A 25,764-nucleotide genomic window follows, 5' to 3' on the forward strand; every position below is an offset into this window, starting at 1 on the left:
GTCGTGGGTCGTCAGGTCGACAGGCGGCACGAGAAGAGCCGCCCCGTCCGGGTCTCCCGGGGGCGGCTCGACGATGGGAGCGGGTGAGGCTCGTCGCGTCAGCGAGGTCGCAGGCGGGGATGCCGTGGCTGGGGGTGCCGGATGCCGCACTCCCCGACGAACGGGTAGGCCACATCGGCGAGGCACAGGCTGCGCTTCGCTTTCATGGTGAGTCCCGTTGCCATGACAGGCCTTTCGTCTGCGGACGGTGAGAAGTATTGGGGCACAGCGGTCGCCGCGCCCCGGTCGATGATGACAGGCCGCAGCACGCGTCGGCCAGTGGTTTTCCGAGGACCGTTCGCTGCACCAGACATGACGAGGGCCCGGGAGCACGAACCGCCCGGGCCCTCGTCACCTCGTGCACCGCGCTGGAGCCGCGGCGGGCGAGACGTCTGGTGGTCAGCCCACCTGGTGCAGCCAGCGCACGGCGGCGCCGTCACCGGCGTAGCGGAAGACCTCGAGCTCCTCGTCCCACGGGACCCCGAGCAACAGGTCGATCTCGTCCTGGAGCGCCTCGACGTCGCCGCGCGTGCGCAGGATCGCCTCCCGCAGGCGGTCCTCCTGGACGACGGCGTCTCCGGACGCCGACGTCATGGCGTGGTGGATGCCGAGCCGCGGCGTGTAGGACCATCGAGCGCCGTCGCAGCCGGGCGACGGCTCCTCCGTCACCTCGTAGCGCAGCCCGTCCCAGCCGCGCAGCGCGCTGGCCAGCTCGGCCCCGGTGCCCGGGGCGCCGGTCCAGGACAGCTCGGTCCGCACCATGCGCGGCGCGGCCGGCTGGGGGATCCAGTCGAACGTCAGCGGCTGGTCCAGGACGGCCTCGATCGCCCAGGTGATGTGCGGGCAGAGCGCGGCCGGGGCTCCGTGCACGAACAGAACCCCGCGTGTCGTGGTGCGCGGCATCGCGACAGCCATCCGAACCTCCTGAAGTTGCAGGGACGTCTTCCCCAACGCCTGCTGCTTCACGTGCCGGTGGACTGACTCGGTGGTGCCGGATGAACGTGCTCGACTGCGAGCACTCGCCCCATTGTGCACCACGAGACACATCGGCACCAGCAGTCTCAGGAACCGATATGTGGCTTTCGCTCCGCTCAGCTACCGGCGGCCACGCCCGGGAAGAGGTGGACCTCGTCGCCCCGGACCTCCACCTTGTGGGTGCGCACCGGCTTCGTCGCCGGAAGGCACATCGGCTTGCCGTCGCTCAGGCAGAAGCGGGTGGCATGGAGCGGGCACTCGACCTCGCCGGCCTCGATCCACCCGTCGGCCAGGGAGGCGTCCTCGTGCGAGCACGTGTCGTCAAGGGCGTAGTACGTGCCGTCGTCGTCACGGAAGAGCGAGATCGGTTCGTCCGTGCCCGTGACCGCCGTGTCGAGGACGAGCGCCTCACCGGGCTCGACGTCGTCGACCGCTGCCACGCGGATGCCGTCACTCATGCTCGTCGTTTCCTCACGTGCCGGGGTCGGTGGTCAACGGCGAGCCTAGAGGTTGGGTGCCCGGCGACCGCGCCCGCCCCGTGCCCGCCCCGCGCCTGCCCAACGCCCGCCTCCACGACGGTCGCCGACCGGTCGCTAGACTCCGACCGATCTCAGCGGCCGAGCCGCTGACGGTCCCGGGGCAGTAGCTCAGCCGGTCAGAGCAGCGGACTCATAATCCGTCGGTCCAGGGTTCAAGCCCCTGCTGCCCCACCGGATACCGGAGGCGCCGGCCCGCCGCCACCGTGGGGCTGGCCGGCGGGGTGCGACCACCGCCGGCCAGTCCTGCACCGAGTGGCCCGCTCGCGGACCGGTCGGTACCCGGACGGTGTTGAGGGGAGAGCACGGACCCCGGGGGTGGGAGTCGGGCCCGGTGCTCGTCGACCACGAGGGCCGCGCCGTCCGCCGGGCCGCGCCGACCCTTCTCCCGAGAAGGGGCCTGCGGGCCCTGCCCCCAGTGTCCACCCGCGCCCGCACGTCCCGTGAGGAAACCCCACAGATCGGGGCAGTCAGGACACCCACCCACCACGGGCCACGACGTCGCCGGACAGCGGTCGGGGCGGGTCCCGCCGACTCCCCCGGCAGAACCCGCCCCGTCCTCACCCCCAGCCGGCTCCCCCGCCGGTCCTACCCCGACCCGTCCCCCCACGGTCCTGGTCGGGCTTCCTCCCCCACAACGACCACTGTGCCGTGCGGACTGCAAGATCGAAACCCCCCAAATGCCGTGGTTTCCGCAAGATTGCCGCAAGCCGGGCGACGGGATCCGTCGTGTCACACGGCCCGGGCCGACCGTTCCGCCGGTCAAACTTCGTGACCCGCCAAGGCCCCGCGGCGACCCCGGCGCCGAGTAGGTTCCGAGAACTGCACGCCGGCGCCACCACAGGGGAGATCACGTATGCCACGCAAGCCCGCCCTCCGCTGGATGGCCGTCACGGCCGCCGCGTTCAGCGTCGTCGCCGCCGGGTCCTCCGGCGCGACGGTCAGCGCCGCTCCGACCGGTGCCAGCCACGCCCCCACGGAGGCCTCGCCCGGTGCGGCCGCGTGCGAGACGGCGCCCGACGTCGCGCGCGTCCGTGCCGGCAGCACCGCCAAGGAGCCGGAGCTGTACTCCACGAACGAGGCGAACGCATACGGCGTCGTCAAGGACGCGCCACGGATGCCCAACGGCAGCGTCCACATCCCGACGGTCTTCCACGTCGTCTCCGACCACGCGCTCTCGGTCACCGAGAAGGCACGCTGGCAGCGACTCATCACCGCGCAGATGATGGTGCTCAACAACTCGTACAGCGGCAGGACCGCCCAGGGCGCGGCCGACTCACCGTTCCGCTTCTCGCTGGCGAAGATCGACTACACCGTCAACGCGCAGTGGTACACCGTCACGCCGGGCAAGACCGAGCGCGACATGAAGAAGGCGCTCTACACGGGCAACTCCGAGACGCTCAACGTCTACTCGGCGAACATCGGCGGGGGTCTGCTCGGCTGGGCCTATTTCCCCAAGGGCTACAACAACGGCCGCGACTTCATCGACGGCGTCGTCATGCTCGACGAGTCGATGCCCGGCGGCACGGCCGGCAAGTACGCCGAAGGTGACACGCTGACCCACGAGGTCGGCCACTGGCTCATGCTCGAGCACACCTTCAAGGGTGCCTGCTCCGCCAGCGGCGACTTCGTGGCCGACACCCCGCGGGAGGCCGTCCCGCAGTTCGACTGCCCCACGGGGGCCGACACGTGCAGCGCGCCCGGGCTCGACCCGATCCACAACTTCATGGACTACACGCAGGACTCGTGCATGAACATGTTCACCCGGGGCCAGGTCGAGCGGATGAACGACGCCTGGGTCGCCTTCCGCAGGGTCCCGACGACCTGACGGTCAGCGCCCACGCAGCTGCTGGCGTATGCCGGGTGCTGCGGACGTCGGAGCCCGCCGGCCTCGTGGCCGGCGGGCTCCGACGCGTGCGGGTCGGGTCAGAGGCCCGGGAAGACCGCCCGCAGCGCCGGCAGGTGCTCGGCGCCGGTGACGTCGTCGGGCGTGTGCTCGGCGTCGAGGCGGCCGTAGACGAGGCGAACGAGCGACTCCGCGGGCAGCACCACGTCGGTGGTGTCGGCCGAGGGCTCTCCGCCGGCCGTCGTCGCGGCGGCCTCGTCGACGGGCTCGAGGCGGATCGCGTCCGCGCCGACGTCGAGCCGGAAGCGCCGCTCGGTCCCCTGCGTGCCGACGACGACCGAGGTGGGGCCGACGTCCGCCGACGGCCGGCCGGCGAAGGCGACCGTGCCCGGCAACCGGTCGACGAGCAGGTCCACGGCCTCAGGCCCCACGGTCGCGGCGGGGTCGAGGACCACCTCGACGTCCCACGTATGCACGGCGTGCTCGGCCAGCCGGGCGGCGGCGACCCCTGAGAGGTCGGACGGGCCGCCGAAGAGCTCGACCTCGAACGGCGCTCCGGACGACGCGACCTCCTCGAGCCGCTCGACGAAGCGGTCGTTGGCCACGACGCTCTCGCTGACCTGGTCGGCCGGCGTCATGGCGTCCCACCGCGCCCACACGGCCTTGAAGGCGTCGCCGTCCGGGGCGGCGCCGTCGGCGAGACCCGAGTCGAGGAAGAGGCCGAAGATCTCGGCCTGGCTGCCGAGGTGGGACGCGACCTGGGCGATGCTCCAGTCGGCGGGGTAGGCCCTGCTCTCGTACTGCTGCGGCTCGACGCGGTCGAGGACGCCCCGGAGCCTTTCGTGAGACGTGCGGACGGCGTCGATCCAGGCTGCCTGCGGGGTCATTGCTGGCTCCATCTGCTCTACGGGATACGGTCTCATGCGCCAACCGCCCGACGGCGTCCCCGATTCCCGACCGGCCGAGAGACGGACATTGTCCCCATCAGTCACATACGTCACCGATTCCCGACGCATTTTCGCGGGAACCGCCCCCTGCACATCGGCCCGACCTATGGTGGTCGTGACCGGCCGGTCAGGACGTGGGGGCGTTCGTGGGGGCCTTCCGGTTGCGGCGGCGCGACCGCCGGGAGAGTGTCGATGGTGACAGTGGGTGTGCCTCGAGGGGGTGGCTTGACGGTGACAGATGCCAATGAGCGCAGCGGTCCGTTCGTCCTGAACATCAGGATGAGCGGTCGACTCGTGCCTTTCGCGACGATGCTGCTCCTCTTCGCCCTGCTGCCGTTCCTCGGGGGCAGCACCCCCCAGACCCCGACCGCCTCGGTCGTGCTCGCGGCCGGCTCGCCGGCCGCGGTCCAGGACGCCGTATCCGCCGTGGGACAGGCCCGCAAGGAGCTGACCGGCTCGGTCACCGGCTCGCCGACGGTCGCCCTCGCCCCGGTCGACTCCGCGTTCAGCGCCGCCATCGGAGGCGGCCTCTTCATGTTCCCGGCGATCAGCCTGGCACCCGCCACGGCCCAGGCCATCGCGGCCCCGATCATCGGCCGCCCGCTGTTCATCCACCCGGTCCCCGGCGGCGAGACCTCGCCCTTCGGGCCGCGCATCCACCCGCTCCTCGGCCGCCCGATGTTCCACACGGGCATCGACCTCGCCGCCGCCTGCGGGACCCCGATCCACGCAGCCGCCGACGGCACGGTCATCTACGCCCGCGTCTCCGCGTCCTGGGGTGGACGCACGATCATCGAGCACACCCCGACGCTCAAGACGGCCTACGGCCACCAGTCGAAGTTCCTCGTCACCGAGGGTCAGCACGTCAAGCAGGGCCAGGTCATCGGCCTGAGCGGCACGACCGGATGGTCGACCGGGTGCCACCTGCACTTCGACGTCATCGTCAACGACCGCTACGTCGACCCTGCGCCGTACCTCGGCTTCGCGCCGTCAGCCACGGCCTCCGTGCCGTATGCCGTCGTCCCGCACCTCGTGCTCGACCCGGGCGGCCGCGTCATCCGGACCGTCGCCGACGGCGACGTGCCGATCCCCCAGGCGACGCAGGCCCCGAGCGACATGACGAGCACAGGTGGTCGGCCGCCGACCTCGACCCCGACCACGTCGCAGCCCGGGACCACGACGGTCATTCCGACGACGGTCATTCCGACGACGCGTCCCTCGACGACGACGAGCGCCCCGAGCCCGACGACCACGTCGAAGCCCACGACCACCAAGCCATCGCCCACCACGACGACGAGCGCGCCGTCCACGACGGTCCCGCCGCCGACGACCCCCGCTCCGGCCACGAGCACGACGACGACCGCCCCGCCGAGCACGACGACGACCACGGCCGACCCGCCTCCCGTGACCACGAGCGACCCGCCGCCGCCCCCGCCGCCGTCGTCGTCGGTGGCTCCGAGTGCTCCTGCGGCCGCCCCGGTCGCGGCAGACCCCACGCCGACGGCCACCGTGACGGAGACGGCGACCCAGGTCCTGAAGACCGCCACGGAGATCGCGACCGCGATCGCCACGGCCATCGACACCTCGACGAGCCAGCCCACCGACTCGTCGACGACGGCCGCGGTCGGTCCCTGAGCGGGACGCCCAGTGGCCCCGGCCCGCGGGCCGGGTGGCGGCTGACCGGTCCGTTTTCGATCTAGGACCGGGTACGCGTGCTTCGACGGCACTCCTCACGATTCGAGCACGCTCGGCGCGGAGGGTGCTCGACGGTCCCCGGAGCCGATAGCTTTCCGGAATGGACGACGTGAACCCCGACACCGCGGCGCCGAGCGATCGCACCCCGGACACGCCTCGTGACCCCATGGTCGTCATCGACGGCGTCAACAAGCACTTCGGCGACCTGCACGTGCTGCGCGACATCAACCTCACGGTCGGCAAGGGCGAGGTGGTCGTCGTCCTCGGACCGTCCGGCTCGGGCAAGTCGACGCTGTGCCGCGCCATCAACCGCCTCGAGACCATCGAGTCGGGCACCATCTCGATCGACGGCAAGGCCCTGCCCGAGGAGGGCAAGCCGCTCGCGCAGCTGCGCGCCGACGTCGGGATGGTCTTCCAGTCCTTCAACCTCTTCGCGCACAAGACGATCCGCGACAACGTGACGCTCGGACCGATCAAGGTCCGCAAGAAGTCCAAGTCCGACGCGGACCAGCAGGCGACCGACCTGCTCAAGCGCGTCGGCGTCGAGGCCCAGGCCGACAAGTACCCCGCGCAGCTCTCCGGCGGACAGCAGCAACGTGTCGCCATCGCGCGCTCCCTCGCCATGGGGCCCAAGGTCATGCTCTTCGACGAGCCCACCTCGGCCCTCGACCCGGAGATGGTCAACGAGGTCCTCGACGTCATGGTCGGCCTCGCCAAGGAGGGCATGACGATGATCGTCGTCACCCACGAGATGGGCTTCGCCCGCAAGGCTGCCGACCGGGTCGTCTTCATGGCCGACGGCCAGATCGTCGAGACCGGCACGCCGCAGGAGTTCTTCACCCACCCGAAGAGCGACCGTGCCAAGGACTTCCTCGGCAAGATCCTCACCCACTGACCCACCCACCGAACCCACTCACCCCACGGGACCTAGCGACAGGGAGCGGCACGCAGCACCGCGTGCCGCGAGCAACCACTCAGGGAGGAACCCAGATGAAGGCACGACGAATCGGAGCCGTAGCTGCGGCTGCGACACTCGCTCTCACGCTCGCCGCGTGTGGCTCCGGCACCAGCGGGGGCGACGCCGGCAGCGGCGACGCGCTCAAGATCGGCATCAAGTTCGACCAGCCCGGCCTCGGCCTCAAGAAGGGCACCGAGTACACCGGCATGGACATCGACGTCGCCAAGTACGTCGCCAAGGAGCTCGGCACCTCCGAGGACAAGATCACCTGGGTGCAGGCGCCCAGCGCCCAGCGCGAGGACCTCATCTCCACCGGTCAGGTGAAGTTCATCGTGGCGACGTACTCCATCACCGACGCGCGCAAGGAGAAGGTCTCCTTCGCCGGCCCCTACTTCGTCGCAGGACAGGACCTCCTCGTCCGCGCCGACGACACGTCGATCACCGGTCCGGACAGCCTCAACGGCAAGAAGCTCTGCTCGGTCAAGGGCTCGACCTCGGCCCAGAAGGTCAAGGACAAGTTCGCCCAGACGGTGCAGCTGCAGGAGTTCGGGACGTATTCCGAGTGTCTGCCCGCTCTCGCCACCGGCGGCGTCGACGCCCTGACGACCGACGACGCCATTCTCGCCGGCTTCGCGGCCCAGCCCGAGAACAAGGGCAAGTTCAAGCTCGTCGGCAAGCCGTTCTCGACGGAGAACTACGGGATCGGCCTGAAGAAGGGCGACACGGCCCTCTGCCAGAAGATCACGGACGCGATCAAGAAGATGCAGAGCGACGGCTCCCTGCAGAAGGCCATCGACGCCAACCTCGGCCCGGCCAACTACAAGCCCGGCCCGGGCAACCCGCCCACGCCGGCTGCGTGCTCCTGACCGACTCCCACCTCGAGGGCGGGTCGCTCACCACACGGTGCGCGGCCCGTCCTCGGCGGGGGCCGGGACTCCGACCCGTGAACCCCTGACCCACTGACTCGACAGCGGAAAGGAGCGTCGTGCTCGACATCCTCGAGAAGTACGACATCCTCGGCGCGTTCTGGATGACCATCAGGCTCGCCTTCTTCTCGGCGATCGGCGCTCTCGTGATCGGCACCGTGCTCGCAGTGATGCGGGTGTCGCCGGTGGCGATCCTGCGCCGTCTGGGCGCGTTCTACGTCAACACGGTGCGCAACACCCCGCTGACGTTGCTCATCTTCTTCTCCATCGCCGGCCCGTACTACATCCTGCAGATCAGCCTCACCGACAAGAACTCACCGACAGCGCTCGTGGACAACGGCATCCGGTGGGCCATCGTCGCGCTCGCGGTCTACCACGCGGCCTTCGTCTGCGAGGCACTGCGTAGCGGCGTCAACACCGTTCCGCTCGGTCAGGCCGAGGCCGCCCGCTCGATCGGTCTCACCTTCGGCCAGAGCCTGCGCGAGGTCATCCTCCCGCAGGCCTTCCGCGGGGCAGTCGCCCCGCTGGGCTCGGTGCTCATCGCGCTGACCAAGAACACGACCGTCGCCTCCGTCATCGGCGTCGCGGAGGCCTCGCTGCTCATGAGCGAGATCATCGAGAACGAGACGGCGAGCGTCACGGTCTTCCTCGTCTTCGCGCTCGGCTTCGTCGTCCTCACGCTTCCCGTCGGCGTGTTCTTCACCTCGCTCTCGCGTCGTCTGGCGGTGAAGCGATGAGTGCCGAGTCCGTTCTGTTCGACGCCCCCGGGCCCCGGGCCCGGCGGCGGCACGCGATCCTCACCGTCTTCGGCGTGGTGCTCGCCGTCGCCACCATCGGCGCCGTGCTGTGGAAGTTCAAGGCCCAGGGCCAGCTGGAACCCGAGATGTGGACCGTGCTGTTCAGCGCCGACGTGTGGACGCAGTACATCGTCCCGGGACTGATCAAGACGCTCGAGGCCGCCGCGATCTCCATCGTCCTCGCCCTGGCCTTCGGGCTCATCTTCGGCATGGGCCGGCTGTCGCAGCACCGGGCGCTGCGCTGGGTGTGCGGCGTCATCGTGGAGTTCTTCCGGTCCGTGCCTGTGCTGCTGATGATGTACTTCACGTACTCGTACTTCTCGAGCAACGGCGTCTTCACGAGCGAGATCAACCCGCTCGCTGCCGTCGTGACCGCCCTGACGCTCTACAACGGCTCGGTGATCGCCGAGCTGGTCCGGTCGGGTGTGTTCAGCCTGCCGAAGGGCCAGGCCGAAGCCGGCGTATCGATCGGCCTCACGCCTCCCCAGGTGATGCGGTCGATCCAGCTGCCGCAAGCCCTCACCGCGATGCTGCCGGCCCTCGTCGGGCAGCTCGTCGTGATCCTCAAGGACACCGCGCTGGGCACGGCGGTGCTCTACCCCGAGCTGCTCCAAGCGGCCCGCGACATCGGCACCGGATACAGCAACACGATCCCGGCCTACATCTTCGTCGCGATCATCTTCATCCTGATCAACTACAGCCTGACGGTGGTTGCCGGCCGGGTGGAGCGCCGCCTCAGCCGCCGCGGACGCGGGCCCCGCAAGGGCGCACAGGCAACAGGCGTGGTCGGTGCCGACGCGGCGGGGACCCCGAGCCGCTGACGCGAGCCGACGACACGGCATACGAGAAGGGCCCCGACACCAGCGGTGTCGGGGCCCTTCTGCGCGGTGCTCCCCCGATTGGACTCGAACCAATAACCTGCCGGTTAACAGCCGGCTGCTCTGCCAATTGAGCTACAGGGGAATGCTGCTGCGCAACCATAGCAAAGCATCAGCGCCGTCGAGAAATCGGGTTCGGCGGGTCGCCGACGACGTCCGGACGAGCCTGCGGGACGCCGTGCAGGCACCCGTCAGAGCCCCACCTCGGAGCGCAGCCGGGCCATCCGCTCGGCGGCTTCACGAGCCACCTTCGGGTCGCTGAGGTCGGCGCCCTTGCCCGGGATCGTCTGCTCGAGCAGGGCGCCGCTGGCCAGGTCCTGGCGGATCACGACGCGCACCGTGCGGCGCCCGGCGGTGCGGAACTCGTCGGCGAGCACCACGCTCGCCTGCAGCCGCTCACGCAGGGTCTGCTGGAGGAGCGAGGGCTCCGTCAGGTGCCAGCGCGCCGGGACGCCCTGGTCGACCCACGTGACCGTGAGTCGGGACGACTCGCCCTGCCACGTGCCGGACTCGGCCTCGTGCCAGGCGCGGCGCCAGACGAGCCCGCCGTCGGCGTCGACGAGGACCAGGTGGTAGGTCGTCGCGACGACGTGCGAGCCGCTCGTCTCGTCACGGGACCAGGCGAGCACCAGCTCGCCCGGGTCGAGCGGGACGACCGCGCGGACGTCCGCGGGCAGCGCCGGTCGACGCCGCCGTTCGAAGAGTGCCATCAGCCCATCCCCGCCTTGATCGCCGCGAGCTCGCGCTGGAGCGTCTGCAGCTGGATGCCGAGCTCACGGGTGCGCTCGGGCGACGGTGTCTCGGCGTGGTCGAGCCGGCGCATCTCGCTCATCGAGTCGGCGATCTGGCGCGTCAGGGCGATGGTGCGCACCCGGTCGAAGAGCTCGTCGACGTAGCGCGACGTGGGCAGTCCGGTCGAGGCGTCCATCCGCGTCGGCAGGGTGTCGACGGCGAGCTCGCTGACGAGTCCGGCGACGGGCGACGGGGCGGCCTCGGTGACGGCCGAGGTCCAGGCGCGGGCGTTGCCCTTGTCGCCGCTGTGGTGGGCGATGCGGATGCCGTCGAAGACTGCCCGGTGTGCCGGCGCCGAGAAGGCGTCGGGGGTCAGCAGGTCGATGGCCCCCGGCTTGAAGACCGTGGGGAACTGGAGCAGGACCTGGAGCAGCTGTCGCTCGGCGTGGACGACGGGGTCGCGACGGTCGGGCACCGGCATGCCTCCACCGTCGGCCACGTGCGGTTCGGCGTCGTCGCGGCTGTCGCCACGATCGGGGCCGTTCCGCTCGCTCCGTTCGGTCCGCGCGTCCTCGTCGACCTTGATCTTGCCCGCGCGCGAGACCTCGGTGGCGACCTGCTCGACGTCGAGCCCGAGCATCCCGGACACCTCGCGGGTGTATTCGGGCCGCAGCGACTGGTCACGGATCGAGGCGATGATCGGCGCCACCGCGCGGACGGCCTGGATGCGGCCCTCCGCCGTCGCGACGTCGAAGCGCTTGATCGTCGTGCGCACCGCGAACTCGAACATCGGGACGGCGTCCTCGATGAGCGCCTGCACGGCGGGGTCTCCTCCGGCCTGGCGCAGCTCGCAGGGGTCCTTGCCCGACTTCTCGACGGCGACGAACGACTGCGAGGTCCACTTCTCGTCGTCGGCGAAGGCCCGCATGGCCGCCTTCTGGCCGGCGGCGTCGCCGTCGAAGGTGAAGATCACCTTGGCGGGCGCGAGGCCGGCCTCGTCACGCATGAGGCGACGCAGGGTCTTGATGTGGTCCGCGCCGAAGGCCGTGCCACACGTGGCGACGGCCGTCTCGACGCCGGCGAGGTGGCAGGCCATGACGTCGGTGTAGCCCTCGACGACAACGGCCTGACGGCCCTGCGAGATCTTTTTCTTGGCGAGGTCGAGGCCGTAGAGCACGGTCGACTTCTTGTAGATCGGCGTCTCGGACGTGTTGAGGTACTTCGCCTCGATGCGGTCGTCGTCGAAGATCCGGCGCGCGCCGAAGCCGACGGTGTCGCCCGTGATGTCGCGGATCGGCCAGACGAGACGCCCGCGGAAGCGGTCGTAGAGCCCGCGCGCACCGCGTCCGGCGATGCCGCCGGTGACGAGCTCGTCGTCGGTGAAGCCCTTGGCACGCAGGTGGCGCACGAGGTCCTCTCCCCCGCGCGGCGCGAAGCCGATGCCGAACTGCTTGACGTGCTCGCTGTTGAAGTCGCGGGCGCGGAGGAAGTCACGGGCCTGCCGAGCCTGGCCACCGGGCGCGAGGAGCAGCTCGGTGTAGTACTCCTCGGCGACGCGGTGGGCCTCGACGAGCCGGCTGCGGCGGCCGAGCCCCTCCTCGCGCGGGCGGTCGCCGTTCTCGTAGCGCAGCTCCATGCCGAGCTTCTGCGCGAGCCGCTCGACGGCCTCGGAGAAGCTGAGGTGGTCGACCTTCTGGATGAAGGAGATGACGTCGCCGCCCTCGCCGCAGCCGAAGCAGTGCCACGCACCGACGGCCGGGCGGATGTTGAACGACGGCGACTTCTCGTCGTGGAAGGGACACAGGCCCTTGAGCGACCCCGGACCGGCGGAGCGGAGCGTCACGTGCTCGCGCACGACGTCCTCGATGGACGACCGCGCCTTGACCGCCGCGATGTCCTCGCTGTTGATCAGCCCCGCCATCTGCCTCCTGTCGCCATCCGTGATTCTAGGTGCTCGCCCGGGTGCGACCCGTCACCGGCACCACCGGCTGTGGAGGGAGAGCGCCCGGACGTCGGTGAGCGAGGCCACCTGGTCGACGACGACGCGCAGCCGCTCCCCGTCGTCGACGGCGGCCTCGTGGTCAAGCCGGAAGGCCACGTCGAGGCGCTCCTCGGGCGCGGCGGCATACGCCTCGACGACGGCACGCACGACGTCGCGCTGCCCCGACATGATCGCCAGGCGCTCGTCGGTGGTCATGACGAAGTGGTTGGCGATCGCCTTGAGCACGGAGCACTCGGCTCGGGTGTCGTCCGGCACGACGAGGTCGGCCTCGAAGCGACACAGCTCGCCCGGCCCGTGCCGCTCGCGCGTGGCCTGCTCGACGACGAGCACGAAGTGCCCGATGAGCCGGCTGGTCATGTCCTTGAGCTGCGCGAGGTCACCCCGCGAGCCGTCGTATGCCGTTGGCACCGTTCCCGAGGCGAGGATGCGTTCCAGCGCGTCCCCGAGCGCGTCGGCGCCGAGGTCGGGCGCGTAGGTGCGGCCCGCGACGTCGATGACGTCGGCCATGTCGCGCGAGTGGAGCAGCCGGGGGTCGATCCAGCCCGAGGCGATCGCGTCCTCGACGTCGTGGACGGAGTAGGCGACGTCGTCGGACCAGTCCATGACCTCGGCCTCGAGGCATCGACGCTGCGGCTGCGCGCCGTCGCGGATCCACTCGAAGACGGGCAGGTCGGACGGGTAGACGCCGAACTTGTGGGTCTCGTAGGGGCCGTCACCGCGCACCCACGGGTACTTCGTCGTCGCGTCGAGGCTCGCCCGCGTCAGGTTGAGCCCGGCGGACGTGCCGTCGGGGTGCGCCCGTTTGGCCTCGAGCCTCGTCAGCAGGCGTAGCGTCTGTGCGTTGCCCTCGAACCCGCCGATCCCCGAGGCGATCTCGTCGAGGACCGTCTCTCCGTTGTGCCCGAAGGGCGGGTGGCCGAGGTCGTGGGCCAGGCACGCGGTGTCGACGACGTCGGCGTTACAGCCCAAGGCTGCCCCGAACTCACGGCCGATCTGCGCGACCTCGAGCGAGTGGGTCAGCCGGTTGCGGACGAAGTCGTCGTGGCCGGGGGCCAGCACCTGGGTCTTGGCGGCGAGCCGCCGCAGCGACGACGAGTGCACGACCCGCGCCCGGTCGCGGGCGAAGTCGTCACGGTCGGCGCGCTTCTGGGCAGGGTCCTCCGCGACCCAACGCTCCCGGTCCCGACCCTCGTAGCCCACACCGGAACTCTATGCGGCGCGGCGCGGCCGACCACGGCGCCGCTCCCGGGGCGCATACTTCAGGGATGGAGCCGCTCAGGCTTCCAAACTCAGGAGCGCGCCATGGGCGACAAGTCACCGAAGTCCCACATGTCCACGAAGGCCAGATCGCTCAAGGAGAAGCGTGCCGACAAGCACGCGAAGTCCGCCGCCAAGGACCACACCGAGATCATCCCGCCCAAGGCCAAGCGCTGACCACGGTCTGACGCGGGCACGGACCCGGTCCCGCCTCGGCGCGGCTCAACCGAGCTCGGCCTGCATGCGTCGCACCCAGGCCGGCTCGGTGCCGTAGCGCTGCGTCTTGATGAGGCGCAGGTGGGAGCAGTCGTCGACGAGCTCGGCCATGCGCTTGTCGCGGGTGGCCTCCTGCTTCGCCGTGAGCACCCAGTTCGTGGCGAGCTTGCGGTAGGACGGTGTCGCGCCGTCCCAGAAGGCCGACGCGCGGGGGTCGGCGCGCAGCATCGCCTCGTAGTCGTCGGACCAGGTGAGCTCGCGGTTCTCGTAGGCGTAGACGCCGGAGCGGTCCTCGCGTCGCTTCGCGAAGGCGGCGAGCCCGGCCGGACGCATGCGCCCGGCGGCGGTGAGCTCGGCGACGGCGTTGATGTTGATGGCGCTCCAGTTGCTGCCCGACTTGCGCGGGGTCCACCGCTGGCGCACCGCGTCCTCGTCGATGCGCTGGGCCATCGAGTCGATCCAGCCGAAGCAGAGCGCCTCGCGCACGGCGTCGGCCCACTGCAGCCCGCGGGGCTCGACGTGCTTCTTGTTGAGGCCCATCCACAGCTCGCTGGCGCTCTCGTGGTGCGCCTCGAGCCAGGCCCGGAAGTCCTCGGCGTCGTCGAAGAAGGTCGCGGGCCGCTCGCCCGATCCGCCCTGTCGCATGCCCCGATCCTGCCACCGGCCACCGACGCTGGGAGGATCGTCGGCGTGACCGACCGGATCCTGCTCGCCGCCCGCAACAACGCCCTCTGGTGCGACGCCGTCGCTCGCTCGCACGGTGTCGCGTGCACCCTCGACGACGTGGCGTGGACGGCGTCGACGCGCACGCCGCCCTACTACCCCGACGCCGTGACGCTGTCGCCGGACGCCGGCGAGTACGACGTCCTCGCGCGCGTCGACGACTCGGACGGCTGCTCGGTCAAGGACTCGTGGTCGCGTCTGGACCTGTCGATGGAGGACTTCGCCCGGCTCGTCGTGGGCGAGTGGGTCTGGCTCGACCCCTCCGGACCGGCGCAGCCTGCTCCCCCCGGCCGCTGGCAGCGCGTCACGACGCCCGACGCGATGGCGGCCTGGGTGCGCGCGTGGGCGAGCGACCCCGACGCCGAGGCGATCCTGCGCCCGTCACTCCTCGCGGAGCCCGGCGTCGCGTTCCTCGCGCAGCGCGCGTCCGACGACCCGCAGGCCCCTGTCGTCGCGGGTGCGATCGTCAACGTGACGGGCGCCGTCGCCGGCCTCGGCAACGTCTTCGCGCTCGACGGCGACGTGGAGCGGGCCTGGGGCGCTGCCGCTGCCGCCGCACGCGACGTCGTGGGCGGCACACCGCTCGTCGGGTGGGAGGCCGGCGCGAGCGTCGACGCGGCGGTCGCGGCCGGCTGTGAGCGGATCGGCCCGCTCAGCGTGTGGCTGAAGTGAGGCTCAGCCGCCGCTGACCGACAGCTCGGCCTCGGCGATGGTGCGCCGGTGCTCCTCGGAGAGCTCGCGCGACTCGAGCCAGCGATCGGGCAGCGCGACGGTGCGCGACGACCCGGCCCGCCCGCGCTGGCCCTCGGCGGCCTCGCCCGGCCACGGCACGTCGGGGTCGAGCGTCGCGAGCAGGCGGTCGAGCGCCGCCATCGAGTCGACGAGCGCGAGCGAGTTGCGGATCGTCGAGCCGGCCGGAAATCCCTTGAGGTACCAAGCGATGTGCTTGCGGATGTCGCGGCAGGCGCGCTCCTCCTCGCCGTAGAAGTCGCACAGGTAGGCCGTGTGCGTCCGGAGCGTCTCGGCGACCTCCCCGAGCGTCGGGGTCACCCGCGCCGAGGTGCCGGCGAAGGCGGCCGCGAGATCGGTGAAGAGCCACGGGCGCCCGAGGCAGCCGCGCCCGACGACGACGCCGTCGCAGCCGGTCTCGCGGACCATGCGCAGGGCGTCCTCGGCCGACCAGATGTCGCCGTTGCCGAGGACGGGGATGCTCGTCACGGTCTCCTTGAGCATCCGGATGGCGCTCCAGTCGGCAGTGCCCGAGTAGGCCTGTGCGGCAGTGCGGCCGTGCAGGGCGACGGCCGCGACGCCCTCGGCCTCCGCGGTCAGGCCCGCGTCGAGGAAGGTGAGGTGGACGTCGTCGATGCCCTTGCGCATCTTGACGGTCACCGGGATGTCGCGCTTGGCGCCTTCCTCGACGACGGCGCCGACGATGGCCCTGAAGAGGTCCTTCTTCCACGGCAGCGCGGAGCCGCCGCCCTTGCGGGTGACCTTCGGGACGGGGCAGCCGAAGTTGAGGTCGATGTGGTCGGCCCGGTCCTCGCTGACGAGCATGCGGGCGGCGGCGCGCGCGGTGGCGGGGTCGACGCTGTAGAGCTGGATGGAGCGGGGGTTCTCGTCGGGGTCGTGCTCGATGAGGCGCATCGACTCGGGGGTGCGCTCGACGAGGGCGCGGGAGGTGATCATCTCGCTGACGTAGAGGCTCGTCGCGCCGCTGGCACCGCCGATCGCGCGGCCCTCGTTGCCGTACTCGCGGCACAGCCGGCGGAAGGCACGGTTCGTGATGCCGGCCATCGGCGCGAGCACGACGGGTGACTCGATGACGTGGCGGCCGATGCGCAGCGGGGGCAGCACGGCACCCGTCGCGTCTGCGGGGGCGGCCTCACCGGCCTGCGTCACGGGGGTCATCACGTCGGTCACGGGCTCGATTGTCCCCGATCAGGCGCGCTCGGCCGAATCGGTGACCCTGCGCGCGAAGCGCAGGAGGGCATCGGCGAAGGCCTCGGGCTGGTCGAGGCCGGACAGGTGCCCGGCCCGGCCGACGATCTCCTCGCGCGCGCTGGGGCACGCGCGCAGGTAGGCCCGGGCCCCGATCCGCAGCTGGTCGAACTGGCCGTTGAGGAGCAGCACCGGGCACTGCACGTGCTCGAGCATCGACGGTCGGCAGAGCGCCATGACCTCCCGCCAGGCTGTCGCCGTCGGGGCGAAGAAGTAGCCACCGGCGATGACCGGGTCGATGCGCTCGGGCGGGTAGAGCCGGTGCAGGACACGGTCGTTGACCCGCGTCATCCGCTCGGCGCCGAGTCGGTCCGTCAGCGCCGCGACACCCCGGTAGACGGCGGCCCCCGGACCGGTCGGGACCGCGCTGGACCCGGCGAGGACGAGCCCGTCGAGCGTGTCGTGGCGGGCGGCGGCATACGCCATCGCGGCGTAGCCGCCGAGCGAGTGACCGACGAGCACGACGGGGGTGCCGGCGGGGACGGCCCCCACCGCTTCGCCGATGACGTCCGCGCACCGCGCGAGCGTGAAGTCCTCGTCCGCGCGGGCGCCGTGCCCGGGCAGGTCGACGAGAGTCAGGTCGACGTGGTCGCGCAGGAGCGGCACCTGGGGCGCCCACTGGGTGCTCGACAGGCGCGACCCGTGCACGAGGACCAGGTGAGCACGCACACGGCGAGGATGCCACGATGGCCTGGTGACCCACCTCATCACCGCCACCGAGCTCGCCCACGAGATCGAGGACGTCGTCGTGCTCGACGTCCGCTGGGCACTGACGACGGCCAACACGTCTGCGGGGCGGACCGACTACGACGCGGGCCACGTGCCCGGTGCCTACTTCGTCGACCTCGACGCCGAACTCGCCGCACGCCCGGGCGACGGCGGGCGCCACCCCCTCCCGGACCCCGCCGTCGTCGAGGCGATGCTCCGCCGCGCCGGCATCAGCGCGCACACCCGTGTCGTCACGTACGACGGCAAGGAGTCGTATGCCGCCGCGCGGGCCTGGTGGGTGCTGCGCTGGGTGGGCATCGCCGACGTCCGGGTGCTCGACGGGGGGTATGCCGCGTGGCTGGCGGCCGGACTTCCCGTCTCGACCGAGGAGCCCGCCGACCGGCACGGCGACGTCGAGGTGCGGCCCGGTCACCTGCCGACGCTCGACGCCGCCGGTGCGGCCGCCCTGGCCCGCGACGGGCTGCTCCTCGACGCTCGGGCGGCTGAGCGCTACGCCGGCGAGACCGAACCCATCGACCCCGTGGCCGGACACGTCCCGGGATCGCTCAACAGCCCCACGGCCGCGTGGATCGCCGCCGACGGCACCTTCCGCCGGGACCTCGCCGAGCACTGGGAGCGGGTGCGCGCCGGTCACGACGTCGGAGGCGGCGCCGTCGGCGTCTACTGCGGGTCGGGGGTGACCGCGGCCCACGAGATGCTCGCGCTGGCCGAGCTCGGCGTCGACGCCGTGCTCTACCCCGGCTCGTGGAGCGAGTGGATCCGCGATCCTGCGCGGCCGGTCGCGACCGGCCACTCCCCCGGCTGAGCTCCTCGCCTGTCGGAACCTGCTCCGCTCTCCGGAGCAGGATGCGACGGGTGACGGGCATGGCGCTTGCCCTCTGGTGGTTCAGAGGTCGCGGTCGAGGCGTCGCTCGAGCCTGCTGAGTGCTCGCGCGGCCGCGGCGCAGACGGTCTCGTCCGGGTCGTCCAAGGCCTCGTGCAGGGCGGCGGCGTGCTCTCCCTCGCCGGTGACCGCGAGGACACGTGCGGCGGCAGCCCTGACCCTGGGTACGGCATCCGTCCTCACGAGGTCGGCGCAGGCCTCCGCCGCGGGACCCACCTCCCAGCGGGCCGCCACCTTCGCGCACATCTCGCGGACCCGCCAGGCCGGATCACCCAGTCCTGCAACGACATCCGGTCCGGACCGCTCGGTCCAGACGTAGAGCAGGGTGCGGGCGGCCCACACCCGGGACCAGTAGCGGGTGGCGTCGTCGAGGTGGTCCGGCGAGCCCCAACCGGACGCGACCTGGCCGCCGACCCAGCCGATGTCGGGCAGGTCGGGGTCGCCCCACGCCGCCCGCCCGGCGAGCAGGTCGGCGCACCATGACGTCAGCACCTCGTCGCCGAGCGCATCGGCGGCCGCTCGCGCCCGGTCACCGGGCGTCGCGCGCAGCACCTCGTGCTCGACCATGCCGGCAGTATGCCGCCGATCCCGGACGTCCTGCGCCCGGGACGGGCCGGACCGCGGCGACCTCGCCGACCGACCCCGCCGCTGGCACGGCACCACAGGCGCACGTATGCCGCCCACCCGGGTGGGCGGACGGCATACGTCAGCGGTGCGGTGGCGTCGTGTCAGCAGCCGATGAGGCGCTGCGCGAGGTAGCCCTCGACCTGGTCGAGGGCGACGCGCTCCTGGGCCATCGAGTCACGCTCGCGGATCGTCACGGCGTGGTCCTCGAGCGTGTCGAAGTCGACGGTGATGCAGAACGGCGTGCCGATCTCGTCGTGGCGGCGGTAGCGCTTGCCGATGGCGCCGGCGTCGTCGAAGTCGATGTTCCAGTGCTTGCGGAGGGTGGCCGCGAGGTCACGCGCCTTGGGCGAGAGGTCGGCGTTGCGCGAGAGCGGCAGCACCGCGGCCTTGACCGGCGCCAGGCGCGGGTCGAGGCGCAGCACGACGCGCTTGTCGACGCCGCCCTTGGTGTTGGGGGCCTCGTCCTCGTGGTACGCGTCGACGAGGAAGGTCATGAGCGAGCGCGACAGACCTGCTGCGGGCTCGATGACGTAGGGGGTGTACTTCTCGCCCGTCTGCTGGTCGAAGTAGACGAGGTCGGTGCCCGAGTGCCTGCTGTGCGTCGACAGGTCGAAGTCGGTGCGGTTGGCGATGCCCTCGAGCTCGCCCCACTCCGAGCCGGCGAAGTTGAAGCGGTACTCGATGTCGACGGTGCGCTTCGAGTAGTGCGAGAGCTTCTCGGGTGCGTGCTCGTAGTGGCGCAGGTTGTCGGGGTTGATGCCCAGGTCGACGTACCAGCGGGTGCGCTCCTCGAGCCAGTACTGGAGCCACTCGTCGTCCTCGCCCGGCTTGACGAAGAACTCCATCTCCATCTGCTCGAACTCGCGGGTGCGGAAGATGAAGTTGCCCGGCGTGATCTCGTTCCGGAAGCTCTTGCCGGTCTGGGCGATGCCGAACGGCGGCTTCTTGCGCGAGGCCTGCATGACGTTGTTGAAGTTGACGAAGATGCCCTGGGCGGTCTCGGGGCGCAGGTAGTGCAGGCCCGACTCGTCCTCGATGACGCCGAGGTAGGTCTTGAGCATCATGTTGAACTCGCGGGGCGCGGTCCACTGGCCCTTGGTGCCGCAGTCGGGGCACACGATGTCGGACATCGGGATCGAGTCGGGGTCCTCGATGCCCTTCTTCTCGGCGAGCGCCTCCTGGAGGTGGTCCTGGCGGCGGCGCTTGTGGCAGCTGAGGCACTCGACGAGGGGGTCGGTGAACGTGCCGACGTGGCCCGAGGCGACCCACGTCTCGCGCGGGAGGATGATCGAGGAGTCGAGGCCGACGACGTCGTCGCGGCTCGTCACCATCGACTTCCACCACTGACGGCGGATGTTCTCCTTGAGCTCGACGCCGAGGGGGCCGTAGTCCCAAGCAGACCGGGTGCCTCCGTAGATGTCACCGCTCGGGAAGACGAAGCCCCTGCGCTTGCAGAGGCTGACGACGGTGTCCACGATGGAAGTCTGCTTGGCCATGCGGGACAGGTTATCGGGCCGCCGCCACTGCTTTGCCACGCGTCCGGGGTATGCCGTCGCGTCCCCTAGGCTCGTCGCGTGGCCCTGAGCTTCCGTTCCCGTCTCGAGCACGCCTCCTACCCGTGGGTGGAGCGCCTCAACGCCGTCCCGCGTCCCGTCGCGCTCGGCGGCCTCGTCGTCCTGCTGGCGGTCGGCATCCTCGCGCCACGCCCGTGGGGCGGCATCGCCTTCCTCGTCGTCGCGGCCTTCGTCGGCTGGCTGCTCTTCCTCACGTGGCAGCGACTGACCCTGCCCGAGCGGCTGATGCGCACGGCGGTGCTCGTGCTCGCCGTGGCCGTCGCCGTGGTGAGGATCGTCCCGGCCGGCTGACAGCCGCACCGTTCGCGAGAACGGTTTTGACAATCATTCTCACTTTGAGAATGATGGGTGTCATGCCCCCCGCTCCCCCACGCCGCGCCCTGTCCGCGATCGTCGCCGCGACGGCACTGGCGCTCACGACGGCCGCCTGCCAGAGCGGTCCTGACACCGGATCCGGCGCCGGCTCCGCGGACGGCTCGATCGTCACGTCCTTCTACCCCATCCAGTTCGCGACGCAGCAGATCACCGGTGGCCGGCTCCCGGTGACCGTCCTGACGAAGCCCGGCGCAGAGCCGCACGACCTCGAGCTGGCGCCGCAGGATATCGGTGGCATGACGAAGGCACGCCTCGTCGTCTACGCCGACGGCTTCCAGCCGGCGGTCGACGAGGCCGTCGGGCTCGTCGACGCCGCGAAGGTGCTCGACGTCGCTGATGTCGCGAAGCTCGTACCCGCGTCGACCGACGGCAGCGACCACGCTGACGAGTCCGGCACCGAGACCGAGCCGCACGACACCACCGACGCCGGTGACGGGCACGACGGCCACGACCACGGGGCGGACGACCCCCACTTCTGGCTCGACCCGTCGCGCTACGCCGCCGTGGCCGAGGCCGTCAGCGCGCGCCTGTCGCAGGACGACCCGGAGAACGCCGCGACCTACGCGAAGAACACCGCGGTCTTCGTCGAGAAGCTATCCGAGCTCGACGACGAGATGCGGACAGGCCTGCGCCAGTGCACGGTCAAGGAGCTCGTCACGAGCCACGCCGCCTTCGGCTACCTCGCGGCGCGCTACGGCTTCCACCAGCGCGGCATCACGGGCGTCTCGCCCGAGGCCGAACCGAGCGCGGCAGCCCTCAAGGCCGTCGGTGACCTCGTGAGGTCTGCCGGCGTGACCACGATCTACCAGGAGACGCTCGTCGAGCCGCACTTCGCCCAGACCGTCGCGGAGTCGACGGGTGCGAAGGTCGCGACGCTCGACCCCATCGAGGGGATCACGAGCGCCTCGGTCGGCACCGACTACTTCGAGGTCATGCGGAGCAACCTCGTGGCCCTGCGCGACGGTCAGGAGTGCTCATGAGGTCGGCACCGCTCGTCCCCCGGGATGCCGCACAGTCGGACGCGGTCGTCACCCTGCGCGGCGCGAGCTTCGGCTACGGCGACGGCACCGTCCTCAGCGACGTCGACCTGTCCATCCGCAAGGGTGAGATCGTGGCGATCGTCGGACCGAACGGGTCGGGCAAGTCCACGCTCATGAAGGGCGTGCTCGGCCTCAACGAGAAGGTCGCCGGCACGGTGACGCTCTTCGGCATCGACAGCACCGAGTTCCACGACCGCGCCCGCCTCGGCTACGTGCCCCAACGGCATACGCTCTCGGCGTCCGTCCGGGCCACCGCCGAGGAGATCGTCGCCACGGGGCGACTCCCCCGCATCGGCTGGCTCGGCCGGCTCCGCGCCACCGACCGGCAGATCGTGGCTCGTTCGCTCGACGTCGTCGGTCTCGCCGACCGCGCCGCGACCGAGGTGAGCACGCTCTCGGGCGGCCAGCAACGCCGGGTCCTCATCGCCCGCGCCCTCGCCGGGCAGCCCGACGTCCTCATCATGGACGAGCCGACCGCCGGGGTCGACGCCGCGAACCAGCACGTGCTCGCCGACGTCCTCGACCGCCTCGTCGAGCGCGACGTCACCATGGTCATCGTCACGCACGAGCTCGGAGCGCTCGAGCGCCTGCTGACCCGCATCGTCGTCATCGACGGCGGACGCATCCGCTTCGACGGGACACCCCGCGCGTATGCCACGGCGCGCGACAGCGTCCACCACGACCACGACAGCCACCACCACGACCTCGAGCTCGAGGGCCACCACCCGTCGCTGTCCCACGGCCCGCTCGACGTCGACCGCACCGACAGGAGCCGACCGTGATCGACCTGCTCTCCGTCGACTTCATGCAGCGGGCGCTCATCGCCGCCCTGCTCGTGGGCACCGTCGCGCCGATGGTGGGGATCTTCCTCGTCCAGCGCCGGCTCTCGCTCATCGGCGACGGCATGGGCCACGTCGCCCTCGCCGGGGTCGCGATCGGCCTCGTGTCCGGGGCCGCGCCGGTGCTGACGGCGCTCCTGGCCGCGGTCATCGCCGCCGTCGTCATCGAGCTGCTCCGCGCCCGCGGCCGCACCAACGGTGACGTGGCCCTCGCGGTCATCTTCTACGGCGGCATCGCCGGCGGCGTCGTCATCATCAGCAAGTCTCCCAGCGGCACTCCCGCGAACCTCATGAAGTACCTCTTCGGGTCGATCCTCACGACCCAGCGCACCGACCTCTACGTCTTCGCCGGGCTCGCGCTGCTCATCTCCGTCACGACGTGGGCGCTGCGGCCGCGCCTCTTCGCGGTGGCCAACGACGAGGAGTACGCCCGCGCCGTCGGCCTGCCCGTGCTGCCGCTCAACATCGTGCTGGCCGTGCTCACCGCGACCACGGTGGTCGTCGCCATGCGCGTCGTCGGGCTCCTGCTCATCAGCGCGCTCATGATCGTGCCCAACGCCGCGAGCCAGCTCGTCGCACGGTCCTTCAGCGGCGGCGTCCGGTGGGCCATCGCCTTCGGTCTCGTCTCCTCGGTCGGCGGCGTGGCGCTCTCCTACCCGCTCGACACACCGTCCGGTGGCACCATCGTCCTGCTCGCCGTCGCGCTCTTCGTCGTCACCGCCGTCGTCACCAGTGTGCTGGCCAGGGTCGGCGGGAGGAGGCACGACGTCGCGGAGACCCACGCGCACGAGCACGGCGCCGAGTGCGGTCACCCTGCGGTGACGCACGGCGACCACGTCGACTACGTCCACGACGGGCACCTGCACGCCGCCCACGAGGGCCACTACGACGAGCACGGCGTCCATCACGACCACCCCGCCCCGCCCGGCCCGGAGACGGCGGGCGCCGGCCCGGCCGGCACTACCTCCGGCACGACCTCCGGCCCGACGACAGGATCGAGATCATGACGAGCAGCACCAACACCTCGGGCTCCGCGGCGACCTCACGCAAGCCGACCCGGCAGCAGGTGGCCGTCGCCGAGCTGCTCGAGCGCTCCGACGACTTCACCTCCGCCCAGACGGTTCACGCCCGGCTCCGCGACGCGGGAGCCGGCGTCGGGCTGGCGACGGTCTACCGGACGCTCCAGTCGATGGTCGAGGCCGGCACCGTCGACGTGCTGCGCACCGACGACGGCGAGGCCGTCTACCGGGCCTGCTCGACCCACCACCACCACCATCTCGTGTGCCGGGCCTGCGGTCGCACCGTCGAGGTGGAGGGCCCGGCCGTCGAGAAGTGGGCCGACAAGATCGCGAGCGACCACGGCTTCAGCGGTGTGACGCACACCCTCGAGATCTTCGGCACCTGCGCCGACTGCACCGCCACCGCCGACTGAACCCAGCAGCTCTCCGCACCGAACGCCGCGTTCGGTCTCGAAAGCCGTGTTCTACCGAGGTTTTCGACACCGAACGCGGCGTTCGATCGAGAAGGCTGCGTGCCGCTGCCGTCAGGAGCTGGCTGTCGGGGCGTCGACGGCTCCGCCGTAGCGGCGGTCGCGGTCGACGTACTCCTCGATCGCGGCCCAGAGATCGCGACGGTCGTAGTCGGGCCACAGCCGGTTCTGGAAGACCATCTCGGCGTAGGCCGACTGCCACAGCAGGAAGTTGCTCGTGCGCTGCTCTCCGGAGCTGCGCACGAAGAGGTCGACGTCCGGCATCGTCGGCTCGTCGAGGTAGCGCTTGATCGTCTTCTCGTCGACCGAGCCCGGTCGGAGCCGACCGTCCTTGACGTCGTGGGCGATCCGTTGCACGGCGTCGGCGATCTCGGCACGCCCGCCGTAGTTGACGCAGAAGTAGAGGGTGAGCCCGGTGTTGTGCTGCGTCAGCTCCTGGGCGATCTCCAGCTCCTTGATGACCGAGCGCCACAGGCGCGGCGCCCGACCCACCCAGCGCATCCGCACGCCCCACTCGTGGAGCTGGTCGCGTCGTCGGCGGATGACGTCGCGGTTGAAGCCCATGAGGAAGCGCACCTCGTCGGGAGACCGCCGCCAGTTCTCGGTCGAGAAGGCGTAGGCGGACAGGTGGGTCACGCCGACGTCGATGGCTCCGGCCACGACGTCGAGCAGCGACGCCTCCCCGGCCTCGTGGCCCTTGGTCCGCGGGAGCCCTCGCGCGTTGGCCCACCGGCCGTTGCCGTCCATGACGATCGCGACGTGCTGGGGCAGCAGGGCAGGCGCGATGACGGGCGGGGTGGCGCCGGACGGGTGCGGGAAGGGCTTGGCGTACATGGGGCTCCGGTCGGTCGGGATCGGGTTCGCTGCTGGCTCAGGCGCGCTCGACGAGGCGCAGCGACCGCAGCCCTCGCTCGATGTGCCACTGGAGGAAGGCGGAGACGAGGCCGTTGCCCTGCCTGCGGCACCGCTCGTCGCTCGCGTCGGCGACGTCCCAGTCGCCGGTCAGCAGTGACGCGAGCAGCTCGAAGGTCTCGGGGGCAGGGGCGCTCGAGCCGGGCGGACGGCATACGGAGCACACGGCGCCGCCGGCCTGCACGTTGAAGGCCCGGTGCGGGCCCGGGGCGCCGCACTTCGCGCAGTCGACGAAGCTCGGTGCCCAGCCGGCGACGGCGAGCGAGCGCAGCAGGTAGGCGTCGAGGACGAGCCCGGCGTCGTGGCTGTGCTCGGCGAGGGAGCGCAGCGCGCCGGCGAGCAGGAGGTACTGCTGCGTCTGCGGCTCGTGCTCCTCGGTGAGCTGCAGCGCCGTCTCGAGCATCGAGGTGGCGCACGTGTACGCGATGTAGTCGCGGGCGATCGCGTCGCCGTAGGGCGCCAGGGTCTCGACCTGCGTGACGGTGTCGAGGTTGCGACCCTCGTAGCACTGCACGTCGATGACCATGCCCGGCTCGAGGCGCGACCCGAAGCGCGACTTCGTGCGGCGCACCCCCTTGGCGACGGCGCGGACCCGACCCCGCGTGCGGGTCAGCATCGTGATGATGCGGTCGGCCTCGCCCAGCTTGTGGGTGCGCAGGACGATCGCCTCGTCACGGTAGAGGGGCATGGGTCCATTGTCTCCCCCGCCGAGGCGTCGGCGGCACCGCACGCGCCGGTGTCCACGAGGTCGACGCGAAACACCGCCGGGAG

Annotated in this window: 27 protein-coding genes and 2 tRNA genes; 15 read left to right on the forward strand and 14 right to left on the reverse strand. The window is 71.3% G+C overall.

Features of this window, described 5'->3' with window-relative positions; genetic code table 11:
- Window positions 1-438 precede the first annotated feature (438 nt).
- Both ASH01_RS19530 and ASH01_RS19535 read right to left on the reverse strand, forming a co-directional pair.
- Entirely contained in the window at window positions 439-954 is a 516-nt protein-coding gene (locus tag ASH01_RS19530; RefSeq protein WP_082620014.1) for a DUF3145 domain-containing protein, read from the reverse strand.
- 176 nt (window positions 955-1,130) lie between these two features.
- Window positions 1,131-1,472, reverse strand: coding sequence for a bifunctional 3-phenylpropionate/cinnamic acid dioxygenase ferredoxin subunit (locus ASH01_RS19535; RefSeq protein WP_056780041.1), 342 nt, complete (start codon window positions 1,470-1,472; stop codon window positions 1,131-1,133).
- Between the two features lie 178 nt (window positions 1,473-1,650).
- Here ASH01_RS19535 and ASH01_RS19540 point away from each other — a divergent pair.
- Together ASH01_RS19540 and ASH01_RS19545 are read left to right on the forward strand one after the other, a co-directional pair.
- Window positions 1,651-1,724, forward strand: a tRNA-Ile gene (locus tag ASH01_RS19540).
- Between the two features lie 682 nt (window positions 1,725-2,406).
- On the forward strand, window positions 2,407-3,378 hold the full coding sequence (locus ASH01_RS19545; RefSeq protein ID WP_056780044.1) for a zinc metalloprotease: 972 nt from the start codon (window positions 2,407-2,409) through the stop codon (window positions 3,376-3,378).
- Between the two features lie 98 nt (window positions 3,379-3,476).
- On the opposite strand, the gene ASH01_RS19550 is transcribed toward ASH01_RS19545, so the two are convergent.
- The gene (locus tag ASH01_RS19550) at window positions 3,477-4,283 is read right to left on the reverse strand and encodes a maleylpyruvate isomerase family mycothiol-dependent enzyme (protein WP_056780047.1); all 807 of its coding nucleotides are present in this window, start codon (window positions 4,281-4,283) and stop codon (window positions 3,477-3,479) included.
- Window positions 4,284-4,622: 339 nt separating this feature from the next.
- Here ASH01_RS19550 and ASH01_RS19555 point away from each other — a divergent pair, with 339 nt between their 5' ends.
- From ASH01_RS19555 to ASH01_RS19575, 5 genes are all read left to right on the forward strand, one after another.
- The gene (locus tag ASH01_RS19555) at window positions 4,623-5,978 is read left to right on the forward strand and encodes a M23 family metallopeptidase (RefSeq protein ID WP_056780050.1); all 1,356 of its coding nucleotides are present in this window, start codon (window positions 4,623-4,625) and stop codon (window positions 5,976-5,978) included.
- A 226-nt stretch (window positions 5,979-6,204) separates the two neighbouring features.
- Window positions 6,205-6,933, forward strand: coding sequence for an amino acid ABC transporter ATP-binding protein (locus ASH01_RS19560; RefSeq protein ID WP_156415683.1), 729 nt, complete (start codon window positions 6,205-6,207; stop codon window positions 6,931-6,933).
- 95 nt (window positions 6,934-7,028) lie between these two features.
- The gene (locus tag ASH01_RS19565; protein ID WP_056780055.1) at window positions 7,029-7,862 is read left to right on the forward strand and encodes a glutamate ABC transporter substrate-binding protein; all 834 of its coding nucleotides are present in this window, start codon (window positions 7,029-7,031) and stop codon (window positions 7,860-7,862) included.
- Between the two features lie 119 nt (window positions 7,863-7,981).
- The gene (locus ASH01_RS19570) at window positions 7,982-8,659 is read left to right on the forward strand and encodes an amino acid ABC transporter permease (protein ID WP_056780058.1); all 678 of its coding nucleotides are present in this window, start codon (window positions 7,982-7,984) and stop codon (window positions 8,657-8,659) included.
- Window positions 8,656-9,540, forward strand: a complete 885-nt coding sequence (locus ASH01_RS19575; protein WP_056780062.1) for an amino acid ABC transporter permease — start codon at window positions 8,656-8,658, stop codon at window positions 9,538-9,540. Before ASH01_RS19570 ends, ASH01_RS19575 begins: the two co-directional genes overlap by 4 nt.
- 69 nt (window positions 9,541-9,609) lie before the next feature.
- Here the strand turns inward: ASH01_RS19575 and ASH01_RS19580 are convergent.
- The 4 genes from ASH01_RS19580 to ASH01_RS19595 form a co-directional block, all read right to left on the reverse strand.
- Window positions 9,610-9,682 (reverse strand) — tRNA-Asn (locus ASH01_RS19580).
- Between the two features lie 106 nt (window positions 9,683-9,788).
- The gene (locus ASH01_RS19585; RefSeq protein WP_056780065.1) at window positions 9,789-10,307 is read right to left on the reverse strand and encodes a hypothetical protein; all 519 of its coding nucleotides are present in this window, start codon (window positions 10,305-10,307) and stop codon (window positions 9,789-9,791) included.
- Window positions 10,307-12,250 carry a DNA primase gene (dnaG, locus tag ASH01_RS19590; RefSeq protein WP_056780069.1) on the reverse strand — a complete coding sequence of 648 codons (1,944 nt, stop codon included), beginning with the start codon at window positions 12,248-12,250 and terminating at the stop codon, window positions 10,307-10,309. Before dnaG ends, ASH01_RS19585 begins: the two co-directional genes overlap by 1 nt.
- A 51-nt stretch (window positions 12,251-12,301) precedes the next feature.
- Window positions 12,302-13,531 (reverse strand): deoxyguanosinetriphosphate triphosphohydrolase, encoded by a 1,230-nt coding sequence (locus ASH01_RS19595; protein WP_056780072.1) that lies wholly within the window; start codon window positions 13,529-13,531, stop codon window positions 12,302-12,304.
- 102 nt (window positions 13,532-13,633) lie between these two features.
- Here ASH01_RS19595 and ASH01_RS23880 point away from each other — a divergent pair, with 102 nt between their 5' ends.
- Complete coding sequence (locus ASH01_RS23880; RefSeq protein ID WP_020142547.1) at window positions 13,634-13,765, forward strand: hypothetical protein; 132 nt, start codon at window positions 13,634-13,636, stop codon at window positions 13,763-13,765.
- Window positions 13,766-13,810: 45 nt separating this feature from the next.
- On the opposite strand, the gene ASH01_RS19600 is transcribed toward ASH01_RS23880, so the two are convergent.
- On the reverse strand, window positions 13,811-14,449 hold the full coding sequence (locus ASH01_RS19600) for a YdeI/OmpD-associated family protein (protein WP_056780075.1): 639 nt from the start codon (window positions 14,447-14,449) through the stop codon (window positions 13,811-13,813).
- 45 nt (window positions 14,450-14,494) lie between these two features.
- Here ASH01_RS19600 and ASH01_RS19605 point away from each other — a divergent pair, with 45 nt between their 5' ends.
- On the forward strand, window positions 14,495-15,199 hold the full coding sequence (locus tag ASH01_RS19605; protein ID WP_056780080.1) for a hypothetical protein: 705 nt from the start codon (window positions 14,495-14,497) through the stop codon (window positions 15,197-15,199).
- Window positions 15,200-15,202: 3 nt separating this feature from the next.
- Here ASH01_RS19605 and dusB read toward each other — a convergent pair whose 3' ends face one another.
- Entirely contained in the window at window positions 15,203-16,435 is a 1,233-nt protein-coding gene (gene dusB / locus ASH01_RS19610) for a tRNA dihydrouridine synthase DusB (protein WP_056780345.1), read from the reverse strand.
- A 30-nt stretch (window positions 16,436-16,465) separates the two neighbouring features.
- Window positions 16,466-17,194, reverse strand: coding sequence for an alpha/beta fold hydrolase (locus tag ASH01_RS19615; RefSeq protein WP_056780084.1), 729 nt, complete (start codon window positions 17,192-17,194; stop codon window positions 16,466-16,468).
- Window positions 17,195-17,219: 25 nt separating this feature from the next.
- Here ASH01_RS19615 and ASH01_RS19620 point away from each other — a divergent pair, with 25 nt between their 5' ends.
- Window positions 17,220-18,059 carry a sulfurtransferase gene (locus ASH01_RS19620; protein WP_056780089.1) on the forward strand — a complete coding sequence of 280 codons (840 nt, stop codon included), beginning with the start codon at window positions 17,220-17,222 and terminating at the stop codon, window positions 18,057-18,059.
- Window positions 18,060-18,140: 81 nt separating this feature from the next.
- Here the strand turns inward: ASH01_RS19620 and ASH01_RS19625 are convergent, their stop codons facing one another.
- Entirely contained in the window at window positions 18,141-18,704 is a 564-nt protein-coding gene (locus ASH01_RS19625) for a HEAT repeat domain-containing protein (RefSeq protein WP_056780091.1), read from the reverse strand.
- Window positions 18,705-18,865: 161 nt separating this feature from the next.
- Window positions 18,866-20,260, reverse strand: a complete 1,395-nt coding sequence (locus tag ASH01_RS19630; protein WP_056780093.1) for a glycine--tRNA ligase — start codon at window positions 20,258-20,260, stop codon at window positions 18,866-18,868.
- Window positions 20,261-20,338: 78 nt separating this feature from the next.
- Here ASH01_RS19630 and ASH01_RS19635 point away from each other — a divergent pair, with 78 nt between their 5' ends.
- The 5 genes from ASH01_RS19635 to ASH01_RS19655 all read left to right on the forward strand — a co-directional run bounded on the left by ASH01_RS19635 (window position 20,339) and on the right by ASH01_RS19655 (window position 24,024).
- On the forward strand, window positions 20,339-20,629 hold the full coding sequence (locus ASH01_RS19635) for a DUF6703 family protein (protein WP_020142556.1): 291 nt from the start codon (window positions 20,339-20,341) through the stop codon (window positions 20,627-20,629).
- Window positions 20,630-20,691: 62 nt separating this feature from the next.
- Complete coding sequence (locus ASH01_RS19640) at window positions 20,692-21,693, forward strand: metal ABC transporter substrate-binding protein (RefSeq protein WP_056780348.1); 1,002 nt, start codon at window positions 20,692-20,694, stop codon at window positions 21,691-21,693.
- Entirely contained in the window at window positions 21,690-22,535 is an 846-nt protein-coding gene (locus tag ASH01_RS19645) for a metal ABC transporter ATP-binding protein (RefSeq protein WP_056780351.1), read from the forward strand. The genes ASH01_RS19640 and ASH01_RS19645 overlap by 4 nt, the downstream gene beginning before the upstream one ends.
- Window positions 22,532-23,599 (forward strand): metal ABC transporter permease, encoded by a 1,068-nt coding sequence (locus ASH01_RS19650; protein WP_056780095.1) that lies wholly within the window; start codon window positions 22,532-22,534, stop codon window positions 23,597-23,599. The genes ASH01_RS19645 and ASH01_RS19650 overlap by 4 nt, the downstream gene beginning before the upstream one ends.
- Entirely contained in the window at window positions 23,596-24,024 is a 429-nt protein-coding gene (locus ASH01_RS19655) for a Fur family transcriptional regulator (RefSeq protein WP_056780097.1), read from the forward strand. Before ASH01_RS19650 ends, ASH01_RS19655 begins: the two co-directional genes overlap by 4 nt.
- A gap of 111 nt (window positions 24,025-24,135) precedes the next feature.
- On the opposite strand, the gene ASH01_RS19660 is transcribed toward ASH01_RS19655, so the two are convergent.
- On the reverse strand, window positions 24,136-24,915 hold the full coding sequence (locus ASH01_RS19660; protein WP_056780100.1) for an isoprenyl transferase: 780 nt from the start codon (window positions 24,913-24,915) through the stop codon (window positions 24,136-24,138).
- Window positions 24,916-24,952: 37 nt separating this feature from the next.
- A complete protein-coding gene (gene recO / locus ASH01_RS19665; protein ID WP_020142562.1) occupies window positions 24,953-25,681 on the reverse strand; it encodes a DNA repair protein RecO in 729 nt (242 codons plus the stop codon).
- Window positions 25,682-25,764: the final 83 nt, after the last annotated feature.

The organism is Terrabacter sp. Soil811 (assembly GCF_001429655.1).
Taxonomy (GTDB): domain Bacteria; phylum Actinomycetota; class Actinomycetes; order Actinomycetales; family Dermatophilaceae; genus Terrabacter.

Coding starts and splice junctions, on each gene's coding strand:
- ASH01_RS19530 (WP_082620014.1), bottom strand. CDS start 954: ATGGCTGTCGCGATGCCGCGCACCACGACACGCGGGGTTCTGTTCGTG.
- ASH01_RS19535 (WP_056780041.1), bottom strand. CDS start 1,472: ATGAGTGACGGCATCCGCGTGGCAGCGGTCGACGACGTCGAGCCCGGT.
- ASH01_RS19545 (WP_056780044.1), top strand. CDS start 2,407: ATGCCACGCAAGCCCGCCCTCCGCTGGATGGCCGTCACGGCCGCCGCG.
- ASH01_RS19550 (WP_056780047.1), bottom strand. CDS start 4,283: ATGACCCCGCAGGCAGCCTGGATCGACGCCGTCCGCACGTCTCACGAA.
- ASH01_RS19555 (WP_056780050.1), top strand. CDS start 4,623: ATGAGCGGTCGACTCGTGCCTTTCGCGACGATGCTGCTCCTCTTCGCC.
- ASH01_RS19560 (WP_156415683.1), top strand. CDS start 6,205: ATGGTCGTCATCGACGGCGTCAACAAGCACTTCGGCGACCTGCACGTG.
- ASH01_RS19565 (WP_056780055.1), top strand. CDS start 7,029: ATGAAGGCACGACGAATCGGAGCCGTAGCTGCGGCTGCGACACTCGCT.
- ASH01_RS19575 (WP_056780062.1), top strand. CDS start 8,656: ATGAGTGCCGAGTCCGTTCTGTTCGACGCCCCCGGGCCCCGGGCCCGG.
- ASH01_RS19585 (WP_056780065.1), bottom strand. CDS start 10,307: ATGGCACTCTTCGAACGGCGGCGTCGACCGGCGCTGCCCGCGGACGTC.
- dnaG (WP_056780069.1), bottom strand. CDS start 12,250: ATGGCGGGGCTGATCAACAGCGAGGACATCGCGGCGGTCAAGGCGCGG.
- ASH01_RS23880 (WP_020142547.1), top strand. CDS start 13,634: ATGGGCGACAAGTCACCGAAGTCCCACATGTCCACGAAGGCCAGATCG.
- ASH01_RS19600 (WP_056780075.1), bottom strand. CDS start 14,449: ATGCGACAGGGCGGATCGGGCGAGCGGCCCGCGACCTTCTTCGACGAC.
- dusB (WP_056780345.1), bottom strand. CDS start 16,435: ATGACCCCCGTGACGCAGGCCGGTGAGGCCGCCCCCGCAGACGCGACG.
- ASH01_RS19625 (WP_056780091.1), bottom strand. CDS start 18,704: ATGGTCGAGCACGAGGTGCTGCGCGCGACGCCCGGTGACCGGGCGCGA.
- ASH01_RS19630 (WP_056780093.1), bottom strand. CDS start 20,260: ATGGCCAAGCAGACTTCCATCGTGGACACCGTCGTCAGCCTCTGCAAG.
- ASH01_RS19640 (WP_056780348.1), top strand. CDS start 20,692: ATGCCCCCCGCTCCCCCACGCCGCGCCCTGTCCGCGATCGTCGCCGCG.
- ASH01_RS19645 (WP_056780351.1), top strand. CDS start 21,690: ATGAGGTCGGCACCGCTCGTCCCCCGGGATGCCGCACAGTCGGACGCG.
- ASH01_RS19655 (WP_056780097.1), top strand. CDS start 23,596: ATGACGAGCAGCACCAACACCTCGGGCTCCGCGGCGACCTCACGCAAG.
- ASH01_RS19660 (WP_056780100.1), bottom strand. CDS start 24,915: ATGTACGCCAAGCCCTTCCCGCACCCGTCCGGCGCCACCCCGCCCGTC.
- recO (WP_020142562.1), bottom strand. CDS start 25,681: ATGCCCCTCTACCGTGACGAGGCGATCGTCCTGCGCACCCACAAGCTG.